General features: G+C 62.8%; 15 protein-coding genes. 5 read left to right on the top strand and 10 right to left on the bottom strand.

The genetic code is table 11. From position 1 onward, the window contains the following. Positions 1-227: 227 nt before the first annotated feature. Positions 228-4,532, top strand: coding sequence for an NEL-type E3 ubiquitin ligase domain-containing protein (locus IAE37_RS11975; protein ID WP_201173773.1), 4,305 nt, complete (start codon positions 228-230; stop codon positions 4,530-4,532). A gap of 24 nt (positions 4,533-4,556) precedes the next feature. Here the strand turns inward: IAE37_RS11975 and glpD are convergent, their stop codons facing one another. From glpD to IAE37_RS11955, 4 genes are all read right to left on the bottom strand, one after another. Further along, positions 4,557-6,095, bottom strand: coding sequence for a glycerol-3-phosphate dehydrogenase (gene glpD, locus IAE37_RS11970; protein WP_201173770.1), 1,539 nt, complete (start codon positions 6,093-6,095; stop codon positions 4,557-4,559). Positions 6,096-6,355: 260 nt separating this feature from the next. Continuing rightward, positions 6,356-7,111, bottom strand: coding sequence for a DNA-binding transcriptional repressor GlpR (glpR, locus tag IAE37_RS11965; RefSeq protein WP_201173768.1), 756 nt, complete (start codon positions 7,109-7,111; stop codon positions 6,356-6,358). Positions 7,112-7,234: 123 nt separating this feature from the next. Next, positions 7,235-8,734 (bottom strand): glycerol kinase GlpK, encoded by a 1,500-nt coding sequence (gene glpK / locus IAE37_RS11960; protein WP_201173766.1) that lies wholly within the window; start codon positions 8,732-8,734, stop codon positions 7,235-7,237. 51 nt (positions 8,735-8,785) lie between these two features. Next, on the bottom strand, positions 8,786-9,637 hold the full coding sequence (locus IAE37_RS11955; RefSeq protein ID WP_201173763.1) for an MIP/aquaporin family protein: 852 nt from the start codon (positions 9,635-9,637) through the stop codon (positions 8,786-8,788). A 303-nt stretch (positions 9,638-9,940) separates the two neighbouring features. On the opposite strand from IAE37_RS11955, the gene ybaK reads away from it, so the two are divergent. Further along, on the top strand, positions 9,941-10,411 hold the full coding sequence (gene ybaK, locus IAE37_RS11950; protein ID WP_201173761.1) for a Cys-tRNA(Pro) deacylase: 471 nt from the start codon (positions 9,941-9,943) through the stop codon (positions 10,409-10,411). 31 nt (positions 10,412-10,442) lie between these two features. Here ybaK and IAE37_RS11945 read toward each other — a convergent pair whose 3' ends face one another. Together IAE37_RS11945 and argF are read right to left on the bottom strand one after the other, a co-directional pair. Next, positions 10,443-11,552: an ABC transporter ATP-binding protein gene (locus IAE37_RS11945; RefSeq protein WP_201173758.1), complete on the bottom strand. Its 1,110-nt coding sequence runs from the start codon at positions 11,550-11,552 to the stop codon at positions 10,443-10,445. Then, on the bottom strand, positions 11,549-12,469 hold the full coding sequence (gene argF, locus IAE37_RS11940; protein WP_201173756.1) for an ornithine carbamoyltransferase: 921 nt from the start codon (positions 12,467-12,469) through the stop codon (positions 11,549-11,551). Before argF ends, IAE37_RS11945 begins: the two co-directional genes overlap by 4 nt. A 363-nt stretch (positions 12,470-12,832) precedes the next feature. Here argF and IAE37_RS29005 point away from each other — a divergent pair, with 363 nt between their 5' ends. Together IAE37_RS29005 and grxD are read left to right on the top strand one after the other, a co-directional pair. After that, entirely contained in the window at positions 12,833-12,967 is a 135-nt protein-coding gene (locus tag IAE37_RS29005; RefSeq protein WP_268933318.1) for a hypothetical protein, read from the top strand. Positions 12,968-13,058: 91 nt separating this feature from the next. Continuing rightward, entirely contained in the window at positions 13,059-13,394 is a 336-nt protein-coding gene (gene grxD / locus IAE37_RS11935; protein WP_136913238.1) for a Grx4 family monothiol glutaredoxin, read from the top strand. 66 nt (positions 13,395-13,460) lie between these two features. Here grxD and bfr read toward each other — a convergent pair whose 3' ends face one another. Further along, complete coding sequence (gene bfr, locus IAE37_RS11930) at positions 13,461-13,934, bottom strand: bacterioferritin (protein ID WP_201173754.1); 474 nt, start codon at positions 13,932-13,934, stop codon at positions 13,461-13,463. Positions 13,935-14,135: 201 nt separating this feature from the next. Further along, positions 14,136-14,357, bottom strand: a complete 222-nt coding sequence (locus tag IAE37_RS11925; RefSeq protein WP_201173752.1) for a bacterioferritin-associated ferredoxin — start codon at positions 14,355-14,357, stop codon at positions 14,136-14,138. Positions 14,358-14,569: 212 nt separating this feature from the next. On the opposite strand from IAE37_RS11925, the gene IAE37_RS11920 reads away from it, so the two are divergent. Further along, positions 14,570-15,172, top strand: a complete 603-nt coding sequence (locus IAE37_RS11920; RefSeq protein WP_133331835.1) for a peroxiredoxin — start codon at positions 14,570-14,572, stop codon at positions 15,170-15,172. A 66-nt stretch (positions 15,173-15,238) separates the two neighbouring features. On the opposite strand, the gene rnt is transcribed toward IAE37_RS11920, so the two are convergent. Both rnt and pyrC read right to left on the bottom strand, forming a co-directional pair. Further along, a complete protein-coding gene (gene rnt, locus IAE37_RS11915; protein WP_236409926.1) occupies positions 15,239-15,850 on the bottom strand; it encodes a ribonuclease T in 612 nt (203 codons plus the stop codon). Positions 15,851-15,909: 59 nt separating this feature from the next. Further along, the gene (gene pyrC / locus IAE37_RS11910) at positions 15,910-16,956 is read right to left on the bottom strand and encodes a dihydroorotase (protein WP_201173746.1); all 1,047 of its coding nucleotides are present in this window, start codon (positions 16,954-16,956) and stop codon (positions 15,910-15,912) included. Between the last annotated feature and the right edge of the window lie 9 nt (positions 16,957-16,965).

The following is a 16,965-nucleotide window of genomic DNA, read 5'->3' as shown; positions in this document are numbered from 1 at the left end:
GTGCCAAGCTGATATGAGATGCGAAATCTCCTGATCGTGCGGGTGTGGGGCAGCGTCTGGGGGGCACCTTTCGCGGTTTCGTGTTCGGTTTTTCGAATCTTTCTCGCGTATTGGGTCGGAAAACCGAACGATTGCCGATTGCCGCCTACACGTGGGCCTACGTCAATACCGCTGCGCCCTGCCTTGGGGTTGGTTAACTGGTCGCTGCATTCTCAGGAGCGAAGCCTATGACCGACACGTTTTTCCCCGCTGATTCAGTCGACACCTTGATTGCCCGGCAGTTGCCGGGCTGGTTGGTAGAACATGGAAACATCGACTGGCTGATTGGCTTGCATCGAGCGCTGCAGCGCCAGGAACAGGCAACGCTTGCCCTTGAGCGGATCTTGCGGGCCATCCCCGCATTGGATGAGTTCGCGCTCACCCGATTGAACCAGGCATTGAGCCGTGCCGGCGTGACGGTCGCGGACCTACGGCGCTGCCGTGTTGGCGTCGAGCGCACCATCACCCTGCCGCCGATGGCGCCGGGGTGGCCCATTCGTCGTCATGTGATGCGGTCGTCCACGCCCTTGCTGGCAGCGGGAATGCACAATTTCCACATCGCTGAAACGCGCCCTTCACCCGGTCGGCGTGGCTGGCTGGTCGACCCCCAGGGCCGGCGCTTGCCCGTCGGCTTCGAGGTTTTTGCCGGACGCTGTCGCGAGGTCGATGTGGGGGGCAGCTATCAGGCCATGCTTCGCCACTGCCTTGAGCCGGAAGATGAGCCTGGAGCCTCTGCAGGCTCGGCGAAGGCGGCCGTGCACCAGTGTTTCGAGGAAAGTGTCCAAGCCGATCTGGAGGTCGCCGTGCGCTGCGCGGTACTCAAGGGCGACTTGGACGAGCAGAGCTATTGGATGCTCTTGCCTCTTGTCAGCGCGGTTCCCACGGTACCCGCCGTTAACGGAAGCGTCGCCTCGCGGCAGTTGTATCTGTTGGGTAAGTGCGTGCGAGGTGTGGTGACGCTGGAGCTTCGTCCTGCAGTGGGCGACCCCCTGCAGAGCGTATTTGCCTGGATACCTGGTGATCCCGAGTCGCCGATTGGCGTGTATCGGTCCTGGGATGAGCTGTTCCTGGCGCTGGCTCGACGCTTGACGGGAGGGGCTTATCGCAGATTCTTCAGCCGTTTCATCAGCGAACGTGATCGCGTGGCCTTTCACCAAACCCTGGATGAGCGGGTGGAAGCTTGCCCGCCCGGAAAGACGCCCGAACTCGATGGCAGGCACTTGGCGATCGATACGCCGTTGTTCACCCATGTACGCCAGTTGCAGATAGACAAGATGTACGATGATGCCCGCGTACTGGCGACACCCACTGAAGAGGTCGATCAGCAGGAGCGTGATGCGCGCCTGCAAGCCTATCGCGAACTTGGCCTGAACCTCTTGAACCTGGCGGGGCTGTTCATCCCTGTATTGGGGGAAGCCTTGCTGACGGTGACCGCTGTCGAGTTGGCGGGCGAAGTCTACGAAGGCTATCAGGACTGGCGGATCGGCGATCGCCAAGGCGCGCTGGACCATTTGTTCTCGGTGGCGCAAACCGTCGTCGCTGGCGTGCTGATCGCCAAGGGGGGGACCGCCGTTCGGCATTACCTGGAGCGCGCGCCCTTCGTGGATGAGCTGCACCCGGTATGCAAGAGCGCCGGGCGCATTCGGCTGGCTGCCGCAGACCTGCCGGGTTACCCGGTTTCCTGGAGCCGAGGTGATGGCCTGCATGAATGGATGTGGCACTTGGACGGCGCCATGTACCGGGTGAGCGAAGATCCAGCACAGGGCAGCACGCGTATCCGCCATGCATCGCGCGGCGAGGCGTGGCAACCGCGCCTGGAAAGCAACGGTGGCGATGGTTGGCGCCATGAGCTGGAGCAGCCTGGTGAGTGGCAGGGGGCCGGGCAACTCGTGCGACGGGTGAGCGCCAGGCTCTCGACAGTTGCCGATGAGACAGCCGAGCATCTGCTGCAGATCACTGGCTTGAGCGAGGCTCAATTGCGCCGCCTTCACTTGGAACAATGCGACGCACCGGCGCGGCTATACGATGCGCTGGACCTGTATCGGACGCATGAACGCTTCCCGGACCTGGCGGGGTCCGCATTGGAACGGCAGATTGCCGATTCGTTGCCTGAGCAAGGCACTAACCTGCTGGTCAAGACATTCCCCGGGTTGTCCAGGCGCCAGGTGGGTGAGTTGATGAGCCAGTGCAGTGGCGAGGAGTTCGAGCAACTGATGGCGCAGGGGCGCATGCCGCTGTCCTTGGCCGAGCGGGCGCGTTGGCAATTGCGCGAGCGTCGTCTGGACCGTGCGTGTGCTGGGCTGTGTCTGCCTCGCGCGGTCAATGCCGACAGCGAGCGCCTGGCCATGGGGCTGGTGGGCGAGCGGATTTCCTGGCCCTCGACGTTCAGGCTCGAGCTTCGCCACGACTCGGAGGAAGGCGCACTGCTGGCCAGTGCAGGCCGTCAGGACGCCGACCAGACCAGGTACATATTGCGGCGCTCCGAGGGTTACCGTCTTTCCCACGCATCGGGCCGCTCCCATAGCTTGCAACGGGCATTATGGTTGAGCCTGGAGGACGCTCAGTTGGCTCAGCTCGAGGACGGTGGGCTGAGCGAGGACGCGCTCGGCAAGTGGCTGTTACGCATGAGCGCCAATGACCGAGCGCAGGCCGCCAACTGGTGCGGCATGCAACCTCTGCACAGCGCATATCGTCCCCCGCTGCGCCTGGGCGATGGGCGCCTCGGGTATCCACTCAGCGGGCGAGGGGGCGGTTCACGGCAGGCAATCCGCCGTGGTATTCAACAGATATTCCCGACCTTGGGCGATGATGAACTACAGGCGTACCTCTTGGCGGTGGACGCACAGCATACCGGTCTGTGGGCTCATTACATGCAGCTTCAAGAGCACCTGGGACAACTACGCAGCAGCTTGCGGCATTGGCGCCGGGCTGCCGGCAATCCGCTGCAAGGTGTGCGCCGGCGTCGACTCGAGACTGCGCTGCGGCGCTGCTGGAGACGCAAGATCACCAATGTGGCTGGCGAATATGTGCTGGACTTCGATGGCGAGCGCATCGGGCGCCTGCCGCAGCTACCGCAAGGTGTGCGCTTCGATCATGTCAAGCGCCTGTTCTTGCGTAACCTTGACCTTGCTGAGATCGACGAAGACTTCCTGCAACGCTTCGGCAACCTGGTGGAGCTGGATCTTTCACGAAACCGGCTCTCAACCATCCCCGCGGGTTTGGAAGGCATGAGTCAGCTCAGGAGTTTGCGGCTGTCACGCAACCAGATCGAACTCGATGTGGCCGGTGAGCAGCGGCTGCAGCGGATGCGCAACCTGCAACTGCTGGACTTGAGCCGCAACCCGTTGGGCCGGGCGCCGGTGTTGACCCAACTGCGCCATCTGCGAGATGTGCGGCTCAGGTCGACGGGTTTGGAGCAGATGCCCGAGCCGGTGTCCCGTCGTGCCTGGGTCGATTTACGAGACAACCGTATCCGTCAGTTACGCCAGGATCTGCAACAGCTACGCCTGCAGGTGGAAGATCACGCGTTGCACGACAACCCCCTGGATGAGGCCAGCGAGGCCGCGCTCGAGCAAGTCAGAGGCGAGGCGCAAGCGGGCCCTTCGCGGCGTCACCGACCCGTCGACGATGCTGTGTTCGAGCAGTTGGCCGGGGCGGCGGAGCAGTCGCAGCGTGATCGGTGGCGGGCGACGTACCAAGCATTGCAGGAAGAGCAGGGCGCCTCCGATCTGTTGCGCTTCGTCGCGGACTTCGTGCATGGCGAAGACTTCGCCCAGGCACCGGCGCGCTACCGTTCGCGCATCTGGCGAATTCTCGAGTTCTGCGAGCGACATGAGGCCGTGCGTATACGTCTTTTTGCCGAAGCCGGCGGTCAGAGAACCTGTGAGGACCGGTTGCTGCTTACCTTGGAGCAGCTTGAACTCGGCGTTCTGGTGGAGAGGGCCGTGTCAGCGGAGCCAGGGACGGCGCTAGAGACGCGGCTTTGGCGGCTCGGGCGTTCGTTGTGGCGCCTGGATGAAGTCGACCGAATTGCCGTGCGGCACATCGAGCGGTTGCGTGCCGAGCAGACGTTGGGCGTGGATGAGATCGAGGTCCGCTTGTATTACCGGCTCAAATTGTCTTCCACGCTCGACCTGCCCCTTGAATACGATGACATGCATTATCCAGGGTTCGCCCACGTCAACAGCAGCGACCTGCTCCGCGCGCGCGACCAGGTCCTGGCCAGCGAGACCCCGGAACTGGTGGCTGAGGCCCTGGCGCAAAGGCCATTCTGGGAGAGCCACGCACGCGAGTATCACCCGGCACGGTTCGAAGAGGCCCTGCAGCCGCTGCATGTGCGCATGGACACGCTCGAAGAGCAGGTAGCCGCAGGGCAGATCGACGACTGGACCTTCGCACTGCGTTGTCAGGCCCTCAAGTACGAATACGAGCAGGTTGAGCGCCACCTGCTGCGGACCTTGGCCCAAGAACTGCGTGCCAGGCTGGACGGCTGAACATCAGGACGCTTTGCCTGGCGGTCAGGCGGCACGCCCCCGTGTTTGCCTGGCTTGGGTGTTTCGCAGGTAGTCCTCGAGGATGAGACGTTCCGCTGCGCTGATGAACAAGCCAAGCTTGGTACGGCGCCAGAGGATATCGTCGGCACTGCCCGCCCACTCGGTCTCGCACAGGTAGTCCACCTCGCGGCCGAACAGGCCGCCCCCGATCGTCTGGCCGAGCTCGTCCGGGCCGCTCACACCGTCGAGCAATTGCCACACGCGGCTGCCGTAGGTGGCCGCCCAGCGCTTGGCGATAGCTGCTGGCAGCCAGCCATGCTTGGCCAGCAACTGGTCCGCCAGCGCCTGCGTGGTGGTCATTTGCTCGCCGCCCGGCAGCGGCGCTTGGGCCGTCCAACTGCCGCGCATTTGGGGGAAGAACGGCTTGAGTTCAGCCATGGCCGATTCCGCCAGCTTGCGGTAGGTGGTCAGCTTGCCGCCGAACACCGACAGCAGCGGTGCCTGGCCAGTGCTGGCCGACAGCGCCAAGGTGTAGTCGCGGGTCACCGCCGAGGGGTTGTCCGATTCATCGTTGCACAGCGGACGCACGCCGGAGTAGGTGTGCAGGATGTCGGAGCGGCTGAGCGGTTGGTTGAAGTGCGTGTTGACCACGTTCAGCAGGTAGTCGGTTTCCTGCTCGGTGATGGCCACCTGGGCCGGGTCGCCGCTGTATTCACGGTCGGTGGTGCCGATTAGGGTGAAGCGTTCGAGGTAGGGAATGCAGAAGACGATACGTTGGTCTTCGTTCTGCAAGATGTAGGCATGTTCGCCTTCGTACAGGCGCGGCACGATGATGTGGCTGCCTTGGATGAGGCGGATACCGTAAGGGGCATCGAGCTTGAGGTCGTCCCTGATGAAGGTCGCGACCCAGGGCCCGGCGGCGTTGACCAGGGCGCGCGCGCGGATGCTGCGCAGGCTGCCGTCGGCCAGTTGCAACTCCACCTGCCAGACGCCATCGACGCGCTCGGCGCGCAGGCAACGGGTACGGGTGTGGATGTGTGCGCCGTGCTCACGGGCGGCCATGGCGTTGAGCACTACCAGGCGCGCGTCGTCGACGGCGCAATCGGCATATTCGAAACCACGGGTGATATGCGGCTTGAGCGGGTAGCCAGGGCCGAATTGCAGGCTGCGCGAGGCGCCCAGGCGTTTGCGCTTGCCCAGATGGTCGTACAGGAACAGGCCGGCGCGGATCATCCAGGCCGGGCGCAGGTGCGGACGATGCGGCAGCACGAAGCGCATCGGCCTGACGATGTGCGGGGCCTTGGCGAGGAGCACTTCGCGTTCGGCGAGTGCTTCACGCACCAGGCGGAACTCATAGTGCTCCAGGTAACGCAGGCCACCGTGGATCAGCTTGCTGCTGGCCGAGGAGGTGTGTTGTGCCAGGTCGTCCTTTTCGCAAAGGAACACCTTCAATCCGCGCCCGGCGGCATCGGCCGCGATACCCACGCCATTGATGCCACCGCCGATCACGGCGAGGTCGTAGCAGTCGACGAGGGTGGGCTGGGACGAAACGGGCTGGGACACGGGAAAGCCTCCTGGGGTTGTTCATATCGAATATGAACATCAATGTTCGTTTGCGAAAATATTAGCGCAACAGAAAGGCCGTCGCCAGTCAGTCTCTATAGAAAAAACTGATCGGATGACAAGAAAGTGAACAAAAGCGAAAATATGGGTGGCCTGAGGTGGTTGGTTTGATAGTTGCGGTGTTGCTGACATCGAGCGCCGCCCGCGCGGCGCTCGATGTCAAAAGCGACGAAGGTCCAACGCCAGGCGCCCGCCAGCCCTCAAACCACCTCGACCCGTATCTTGTATTGAGTGAGCAACTGACTCAGGCCAGGCGCAGGCGCCTGGTCGGTCACCAGGCAATCGACCAGGTTGATCGAACCCAGGCGAACCATGGCATTGCGCCCGAACTTGCTCGAGTCGGCGGCGAGGATCACCTGCCGGGCATTGGCGATGATCGCCTGGGAAACCCGCACTTCCTGGAAGTCGAAGTCGAGCAGGCTGCCGTCTTCGTCGATACCGCTGATGCCCACCAAGGCGAAATCGACCTTGAACTGGCTGATGAAGTCGACGCTGGCCTGGCCGACCACGCCGCCGTCGCGGCGGACCGTGCCCCCGGCCACCAGCACTTCGAAATCATCCTTGGCGGCCAGGATCGCGGCCACGTGCAGGTTGTTGGTGATGATCTTGAGGTGGCTGTGGTTGAGCAGTGCCCGCGCGATCGATTCGGTGGTGGTGCCGATGTTGATGAACAGCGAGGCGTGGTCGGGAATCTGCCGCGCCACCGCTTCGGCGATGCGCTGCTTCTCATCGCGCATCTGGTCGGCGCGCATGGCATAGGCGGTGTTCTCGATGCTCGAGTCGTAGGCGGCGCCACCGTGGTAGCGGCGTAGCAGGTTGAGCTCCGCGAGCTGGTTGATATCGCGACGGATGGTCTGCGGGGTCACGACGAACAACTGCGCCATTTCCTCGATACTGACGTAACCGCGGTCACGCACCAGTTCGAGGATTTGTTGTTGGCGAGGGGGCAGATTCATGGGCGGTCCTTTGGGGCTGCCGGACAAATTCTGCAATGATGCCGTAGGAAATGGATGACGGCCAGTGGACGAATAGCCCTCTGGCCGTCACCTTTTCTGTAAGAGCGGAGCTGTAGCTCGCCCTCAGACCTCGTGATCTTCCCAGTCACGGGTGCGCTCGACCGCCTTCTTCCAGCCGGCGTACAGCTTCTCCTTGTGCGCTTCGTCGAGCTGCGGGCTGAACTCGCGCTCGATGATCGCCTTGTCGCGCAGCTCGTCCAGGCCGCTCCAGAAGCCACTGGCCAGGCCGGCCAGGTACGCGGCGCCGAGGGCGGTGGTTTCACGCATCTTCGGCCGCTCGACGCAGGTACCGAGGATGTCGGCCTGGAACTGCATGAGGAAGTTGTTGGCTACCGCGCCGCCGTCCACGCGCAGTTCGGACAGGCGCTCACCGCAGTCTTGCTGCATGGCGTCGAGCACGTCGCGGGTCTGGTAGGCGATCGACTCGAGGGCGGCACGAATGATGTGGTCGACCTTCACCCCGCGGGTCAGGCCGAACAGCGCGCCGCGCGCGTATGGGTCCCAGTAGGGCGCGCCCAGGCCGGTGAATGCCGGTACCAGGTACACGCCATTGCTGTCCTTGACCTTGCTGGCAAAGTATTCGGTGTCCAGGGCATCGTTGACGATCTTCAGTTCGTCACGCAGCCACTGCACGGTGGAGCCGCCGTTGAACACCGCGCCTTCGAGGGCGTAGGCCACCTCGCCGCGAGGGCCGCAGGCGATGGTGGTGAGCAGGCCATGGGACGACTTGACCGCCTTGTCGCCAGTGTTCATCAACAGGAAGCAGCCGGTGCCGTAGGTGTTCTTGGCCTGGCCGGGCTCCACGCACATCTGGCCGAACAGCGCCGATTGCTGGTCGCCGGCGATACCGGCGATGGCGATGCCACTCTTGGTATGGCCGTACACCTCGGAGGACGGGCGCACTTGCGGCAGCATCTGCCGCGGGATGCCGAGGATCTCCAGCAGTCTGTCATCCCACTGCAGGCTGTGGATGTTGAACATCAGGGTGCGTGAAGCATTGGTGTAGTCGGTGACATGCACCTTGCCGCCGGAAAATTTCCAGATCAGCCAGGTGTCGATGGTGCCGAACAGCAGTTCGCCACGCTCGGCGCGTTCACGCACGCCCTCGACGTTGTCGAGGATCCACTTCAGCTTGGTGCCGGAGAAGTACGGGTCGGTGACCAGGCCGGTGGCTTCGCGAATGTAGTCTTCATGGCCATCGCGCTTGAGCTGGGCGCAGATCTCGGTGCTGCGGCGGCATTGCCAGACGACGGCGTTGTACACCGGGCGACCGGTTTCCTTGTCCCACACCACCGTGGTCTCGCGTTGGTTGGTGATGCCCAGGGCGGCCACCTGGGCGTGGCTGATACCGGCCTGGGCCAGTGCCTCGACCATGGTCGCGCTCTGCGTGGCGAAGATCTCCATCGGGTCGTGCTCGACCCAGCCGGCCTGCGGGTAGTGCTGGGCGAACTCGCGCTGGGAGGTGCCGACCACGTTGGCGTCGCGGTCGAAAATGATCGCCCGTGAACTGGTGGTGCCCTGGTCCAGGGCGATGATGTAGTTCTTATCCTGGGTGTCTGTCATGGTCGTAGGCCTTGCAAATGGAGGAGGTCGGGGCGGGGGCGCGAGTCCGTGTCAGTCGACTTGCGTGTCGCCCTGGCGATTGGCGTTGGTTTCGGCGTCCATGCAGGTTGGCGCAGGCAGGTTGCGGGCGATCAGGCCGCGGTAGGCTGCGGCACCCAGGCATGCGCCGAGGATCGGTGCGAACACCGGTACCAGGAAATAAGGGATGCTCCGCCCCCCAGTGAAGGCGATTTCTCCCCATCCGGCGAGGAAAGTCATCAGTTTTGGCCCGAAATCCCGGGCGGGGTTCATCGCGAACCCGGTCAGTGGGCCCATGGCGCTACCGATCACGGCGATCAGCAAGCCGATCAGCAAGGGGGCCAGCGCACCGCGCGGCAAGCCGTTGTTATCGTCGGTGAGGGCCATGATCACGGCCATCAGGATGGCGGTAATCACCACTTCGACCAGAAAAGCCTGGCCGGTGGAAAGCGCCGGGTGAGGGTAGGTGGAGAACACCGAGGCCAGTTCGAGGCTGGCCTCGCTGCCGCGCAGCATGGCGTGGCTTTGTTCGAAATCGAAGAACAGGCTGCTGTAAAGCGCGTAGACCACTGCCGCGCCGCAGAAGGCACCGGCGACCTGGGCGAGCATGTAGAACGGCAATTTGCGCCGGTCGAAGGTGCCGAACAGGGTCAGGGCGATGCTTACGGCCGGGTTAAGGTGCGCGCCGGAAACGCCGGCGGTGAGGTAGATCGCCATGCTCACGCCCACGCCCCAGATGATGCTGATTTCCCAGAGCCCGAAGCTGGCGCCGGCGACCTTGAGGGCCGCGACGCAGCCGGTGCCGAAGAAGATGAGCAGCGCGGTGCCGAGAAATTCGGCCAGGCACTGGTTGGACAGTGTGGGTTCGCGAAGAGCAGTCGTCATGTATGACCTCGGTTGTTTTTGTTGTGAGGCGCAGGGCGCTCGACAGCAAGGCCCGGAGTCGATCCCCATTGACGCCGGGCGGATGTTGAAACATGCACATTATGAGTGCATGGATTATTCACAAACGAAAAAATATAGACAAGAAACGCTGATGTCAAAGGTCGAAAGTGAACGGTCGGTCACGATTCGGGCCCGCATTCGGGGTGCATATCCCACGCTAGAGGCGTCCCTTGGCGGTGGATTGGCTGGCGCGGGGAATTTGCCCTAAAGTAGCCGCCGACCTGTCCCAGATCGGAGCATCGAATGACCCCCGCCCTCGACTTGCTGAAGAAGGCGCGCGCCGAACACCGCGTGCACAGTTACGAACACGACCCCAAGTCGGCCTCCTATGGGCTGGAGGCAGCGGAAAAGCTCGGCCTCGATCCGCGTCAGGTGTTCAAGACGCTGCTGGCCAGCACTGAAAAGGGCGAGTTGCTGGTGGCGGTGGTGCCGGTGGGCGGCACCCTGGACCTCAAGGCGCTGGCGCAGGCTGCAGGGGTGAAGAAGTGCGAAATGGCTGATCCCATGGCAGCGCAACGTGCCACCGGTTACCTGGTCGGGGGGATCAGCCCGTTAGGGCAGAAGAAACGCCTGCGTACCTTCATCGATGACTCGGCGCAAAATTTTGCGACCATTCATGTGAGTGCCGGGCGGCGCGGGCTGGAGGTCGAGCTGGCAGCGGCGGTTCTGGCCGAGCATACCCAAGGTGCCTTTGCCGGGATCGGCCGAGGCTGAAAGGGCCGCTGCGCGGCCCCAAGCGTGTGCATCAGGTCGCCGAACTGTAGCGGCGCACGCCGTTCTCCTGGCGTGACAGCTGCGCCGCGACGCTACCGGGCACCGCGAACAACACCAGGTGATCGGCTGCCACGCTGATCCCGACATCGTCACCGAGCTGGTGGTCGATATGGCTCGGGAAGATCGCCTCGAGCTGGCTGCCGGTCGGCAGTTGCAGGCGGTACAAGGTCGAGGCGCCAAGGAAGCTCTTGCCAACGATGCTGGCGCGCAGGCTGCTGTCCGGGGCATGGACGATGTCGTCGGGGCGCAGCAGCACATCCACCGAGCTGCCAGGCGCCATGCCGTAGGCCCGGTCGCCACGCAGTTCGCCCAGTTCAGTGGTGACCGCATCGTGGCTACTCATCTGGCCGCGAATGAAGTAGCCCTGGCCGACGAAGCTGGCCACGAAAGGGGTCTGCGGCTCGTGGTACAGGTTGTAGGGGGTGTCCCATTGCTCCAGGCGGCCTTCCTTGAACACGCCCACATGGTCACTGACGGCAAAGGCTTCTTCCTGGTCATGGGTGACCAGGATCGCGCTGGTGCCGCGGCTCTTGAGGATGTCGCGGACCTCATGGCTCAGGCGGCGGCGCAACTCCACGTCGAGGTTGGAAAACGGCTCGTCGAGCAACAGCAGCTGCGGCTCCGGGGCCAGGGCCCGGGCCAGGGCCACCCGTTGCTGCTGGCCGCCGGACAGCTCGTGGGGGTAACGACCGCCCAGGCCGCCCAGCTTGACCAGCTCCAGCATCTCCTCGATCACCGCTGCCTGGTTCGGGTGCTTGGCGATGCCGAAGGCGATGTTCTGCGCCACGGTAAGGTGGGGGAACAGTGCGTAGTCCTGGAACACCATGCCGATACGGCGCTTTTCCGGCGCGAGGGTGAAGCCTGCGCGGGAAATGACCTCGCCGGCCAGCTGGATTTCACCCTGGTGCACCGGCTCGAAGCCGGCGATGGCGCGCAAGGTGGTGGTCTTGCCGCAACCCGAGGACCCGAGCAGGCAACCGATGTCGCCTGCGTTCAGGTGCAGGTTGAGGTTCTGGACGATGCGCTGGTCGCCATAGCCACAGGCGAGGTCGCGCAGGTTGAGCAGTAGGGGTTGACTCATGCGTGGTGGTAAGCCGGTTCGACAAGGAATTCGAGAAGGGCCTTCTGCGCATGCAGGCGGTTTTCAGCCTGGTCCCAGGCGACCGAACGAGGGTCGTCGAGCAGGTCCTGGCTGATTTCCTCGCCACGGTGGGCGGGCAGGCAATGCATGAACAGGGCGTCGGATGCCGCCAGGTCGAGCAGTTCGCGGGTGACCTGGTAAGGCGCGAAATGCGCCAGGCGCCGTGCAGTTTCCTCCTCCTGGCCCATGGAAGTCCAGACATCGGTGGTCACCAGGTGCGCACCTTTCACCGCTTCACGCGGGTCGCGGACGATCTGTACGCGCTCGCCACCCAGGGCCAGGAAGCGTGGATCGGGGTCGTAGCCTTCCGGGCTGGCGATGCGCAGCTGGAAGTCGAACTGAACGGCCGCTTCGATGTAGGAGTTGCACATGTTGAAGCCATCGCCGACCCAGGCCACGGTCTTGCCCTGGATGGCGCCACGGTGTTCGACGAAGGTCTGCATGTCGGCCAGCAGCTGGCAGGGGTGCGACTCGTCGGACAGGCCGTTGATCACCGGCACGCGCGAATTGGCGGCGAATTCGGTCAAGGTGCTGTGAGCGTGGGTGCGGATCATCACCGCATCGAGCATGCGCGACATGACGATGGCGCTGTCGCTGATCGGCTCGCCGCGGCCCAGCTGGGTGTCGCGTGGCGAGAGGAAGATCGCCTGGCCACCGAGCTGGATCATGCCGGCCTCGAACGACAGGCGGGTGCGCGTCGAGGACTTCTCGAAGATCATGCCCAGCACGCGGTTTTTCAGCGGCTCGAACAGCACGCCGCGGTTACGCAGGTCCTTCAGCTCGATGCCTCGACGGACCACGGCGAGCAATTCGTCAGCGGTGAAATCCATCAGGGAGAGAAAGTGCCTAGCGCTCATGTTTGACTACCTTATCTGCAACGGTATGCAGGTCGACCGTGTGGTTTTTTTTGACAACGGGAGTGACCTGCGGCGTAAGCCGCACGGGGCGGACGAAATAGGGAAAGGCGCAATACTATAATTAAATGTCGCCTGAAACCAAGGGGAGAAACAGTGTCACTGTTGCAAAGGGTGTCGTCGCCCGGAACACCGCTGCTGTTTTTTATTTGCTACAGCGGTTGTACACGGCTTGCCGCCGAGTTGGCAAATTGCTGTCGCCCGTGGCCAGCCTGATGTCGGCCGATTCACCGCGCGAAGTGCGCTGGCAGGCGCAGGAGGCTGGGTGCATAGTCGGATCTGGACCACAACGAGGGCGAGGCGGCCATGACCAAGACCGTGCATCACCGTGCCTGCCACCTGTGCGAAGCGATCTGCGGCCTGACCGATGAGCGCTTGCGCGACGCCGGGTCGGGCAACGCGATACTCAATGGCGTGCCCGTGCACGTGGAGGCTGCCTGAAGCGCGGCAAGGCCGAGCACGCTGATCGGGTTTCCGATACAATGCGTCACCGTGCCGACATTTGCGTCGGAAAGTTCAGCCGAGGTGCTACATGGATATCATCGAAACGATCAAAGAGCAGATTGCCAACAACACCATTCTGCTTTACATGAAAGGCTCGCCGAATGCCCCGCAGTGCGGCTTCTCCGCGCGCGCATCGCAGGCGGTGATGGGTTGTGGCGAGAAGTTCGCCTACGTCGACATCCTGCAGAACCCGGAAATCCGCGCCAACCTGCCCAAGTACGCCAACTGGCCGACCTTCCCGCAGCTGTGGGTCGGCGGTGAGCTGGTCGGTGGCAGCGACATCATGCTGGAAATGTTCGAGAAGGGTGAGCTGCAGACCCTGATCAAAGAAGCCGCCGCCAAGGCCAAGGCTTCCGAAGCCTGATCCCGAGGCATGAAAAAACCCGCCATGAGCGGGTTTTTTTGTGCCTGGGAAGTCAGCTCAGGGCAATCACTCTTCGCCCATCTGCGACTGCAGGTAGTTCTCGATGCCGATCTTGTCGATCAGGCCCAGCTGGGTTTCCAGCCAGTCGATGTGTTCTTCCTCGGACTCGAGAATATCTTCGAGCATGTCACGCGAGCCGAAGTCGCCCTGGGTCTCGCAGTGGGCGATGGCGGCCTTGAGGTCGACCAGGCCTTTTTGCTCGATCTTCAGGTCGCACTCGAGCATTTCCTTGGTGTGCTCGCCGATCAGCAGCTTGCCCAGGTCCTGAACGTTGGGGATGCCTTCGAGGAACAGAATACGCTTGATCAGTTTGTCAGCGTGCTTCATCTCGTCGATGGATTCCTTGTACTCGTGCTTGCCGAGTTTGTTCAGGCCCCAGTCTTCGTACATGCGGGCGTGCAGGAAGTACTGGTTGATTGCGACCAGCTCGTTTCCGAGGATCTTGTTGAGATGCTGGATGACGCTTACGTCGCCTTTCATTGCGGGTTCCTGCCCTGTAGAAGTATGCCGATACAGGGAAGTTTGATCCCGATATGTACACCTGTCAAACCTAAGTTCTTGAATAATAAGTGAAAATTAATAGGAATAAGAATGTTTGTGAACCGCGTTGGAGCGCTAACTTATTGAATTACAGGCATAAAAAAACCGGACGCAGGGTCCGGTTCTTTGAAAACGATTGGCTCAGGCGGCAGTAAATTCCACGGGGTAGGGCAAGGCGGCCTGTTGACTCACCTGCAGCTCGGTCAGGGTTTCGCGGACCACCTGCTTGGCCACGCAGGCACATTTGCCACACTGGCTTGCGACGTTGGTCGCGGCTCGAACTTCCTTGTAGCTGCAGCATCCTTCATAGATCGCATTGCGGATCTGTTTGTCGGTTACGCCGACACAAAGACACACATACATAAAGTCGGACCATCGCTGGTTGAGTCGATGGGGTGGAGCTTAATGGTAATGAGAATGCTTGTCAAAATGCTTTCGCAAGGCACCGTGCTTGAGCGACCGGCGGTTGGATTCGGCCTGTCATGAGAAGCCGTGTATGATGGTCGGCCTTTGTTGGATGTCGGGCCTTACACACGGCCCGGCAAACGGTTCTTCACCCTCATCAGGAGATTACAATGAGCGTACTCGTTGGCAAACAAGCCCCCGACTTCACCGTCCCAGCCGTCCTGGGCAACGGCGAGATCGTCGACAGCTTCAACCTGGCCTCGGCCATCAAGGGCAAGTACGGCCTGGTGTTCTTCTACCCACTGGACTTCACCTTCGTCTGCCCGTCCGAGCTGATCGCCCTGGACAACCGCATCCCTGACTTCGCTGCCCGTGGCGTGGAAGTGATCGGCGTCTCGATCGACTCGCACTTCACCCACAACGCCTGGCGTAACACCCCGGTGAACAATGGCGGCATCGGTCAGGTCAAGTACACCCTGGCTGCCGACATCTCCCACGAAATCTGCAAGGCCTACGACGTCGAGTCCGAAGGCGGCGTAGCCTTCCGTGGCGCCTTCCTGATCGACAAGAACGGCGTTGTCCGTTCGCAGATCGTCAACGACCTGCCACTGGGCCGTAACATGGACGAGCTGCTGCGTCTGGTCGACGCCCTGCAATTCCACGAAGAGCACGGCGAAGTCTGCCCGGCCAACTGGAAGAAAGGCGACCAGGGCATGACCGCTTCGCCAGAAGGCGTCGCTGCCTACCTGAGCGAGAACGCTGGCAAGCTGTAATTGTCAGGCACAAAAAAACCGGCTCTGGTAGCCGGTTTTTTTGTGCCTCACGATTGCCGTCAGGGCTCAATCGTTGAAGTCGCGCCAGCCGCCCATTTCTTTCCAGCGGTTGACGATGCCGCAGAACAGCTCTGCAGTCTTCTCGGTGTCGTAGCGTGCCGAGTGCGCCTCACGCCCATCGAAGTCGATGTCGGCGCTCTGGCAGGCACGGGCCAGTACGGTCTGGCCATAGGCCAGGCCAGCCAGGGTGGCCGTGTCGAAGCTGGAGAAGGGGTGGAACGGGTTGCGCTTGAGGTCGTTGCGCGCCACGGCGGCATTGAGGAAGCCAAGGTCGAAGCTGCTGTTGTGTCCGACCAGGATCGCCCGCTTGCAGCCGTTGGCCTTGAGCGCCTTGCGCACGCCCCGGAAGATGTCGGTAAGGGCGCTTTCCTCGCTCACCGCCATGCGCAGCGGGTGGTCCAGCTTGATGCCGGTGAACTCCAGCGCTGCCGGCTCGATATTGGCACCTTCGAACGGCTCGACCCGGAAGAAGTAGGTATGTTCCGGGAACAGGAAGCCTTTTTCGTCCATGCCGATGGTCACGGCGGCAATTTCCAGCAGGGCGTCGGTGGCACTGTTGAAGCCGCCGGTCTCGACGTCCACCACCACGGGCAGGTAACCGCGGAAGCGTTCGGCCATTGGGTGGCGCGAACCGCTGCCCGATTGGACGTCCTGGTCGTCTTCGTAGAGGTCCTCGCTCACGCGTTGTCCTCCAGCAGGCGCCAGCGCAGTTTTTCACCTGCGCGCAGCGGCACGACCGTTTGCTCGCCAAACGGCAGGCTGTCCGGGGCAGTCCACTCCTCGCGGACCAGGGTAATGGTGTCGGTGTTCGTCGGCAGGCCATAGAAGGCCGGGCCGTGAAGGCTGGCGAAGCCTTCCAGTTTGTCCAGCGCGTTGCGTTGGTCGAAGGCTTCGGCGTACAGCTCGATCGCCGCATAGGCGGTGTAGCAGCCCGCGCAACCGCAGGCGTTTTCCTTGGCGTGACGCGCGTGTGGCGCCGAGTCGGTGCCGAGGAAGAACTTCGGGTTACCGCTGGTGGCCGCGTCCAGCAGCGCCACCTGGTGAGTGTTGCGCTTGAGGATCGGCAGGCAATAGAAGTGCGGGCGGATGCCGCCGACCAGCATGTGGTTGCGGTTGTACAGCAGGTGCTGGGCGGTGATGGTGGCGCCGACGTTGGCCGGGGCCTCGCTGACGAACTGGGCAGCATCGGACGTGGTGATGTGCTCGAATACCACTTTCAGCGTGGGGAAGCGCTCGACCACACGACGCAGGTGTTCGTCGATGAAGCGCTTCTCGCGGTCGAACACGTCGATCTCGCTGCGGGTCACTTCGCCATGCACCAGCAGCGGCATGCCGGTTTCGGCCAGTGCCTCGAGTGCGGGGAAGATGTTGTCGATGCTGGTCACGCCGGAATCGGAGTTGGTGGTGGCGCCGGCCGGATACAGCTTGGCCGCGTACACGATGCCGCTGGCCTTGGCTGCGCGGACGTCGTCCGGGCTGGTGCGGTCGGTGAGGTACAGCACCATCAGCGGCTCGAAGCGGCTGCCGGCCGGGCGGACGGCGAGGATGCGCTCGCGATAGGCAGTGGCCTCGACGGCATTGCGGACCGGCGGAACCAGGTTGGGCATGATGATGGCACGGGCGAAGGTACGCGCCACATCGCCAACGGTATGAGGCAGGACGGCACCATCACGCAGATGGATGTGCCAGTCGTCGGGACGCAGAAGGGTCAGGCGATCGGACATTGGGGATTC

It is taken from the genome of Pseudomonas sp. S31, assembly GCF_016648105.1.
Taxonomy (GTDB): Bacteria; Pseudomonadota; Gammaproteobacteria; order Pseudomonadales; family Pseudomonadaceae; genus Aquipseudomonas.
Note: the sequence above shows the minus strand (reverse complement) of the source record. Positions and strands in the feature narration are given on the sequence as shown.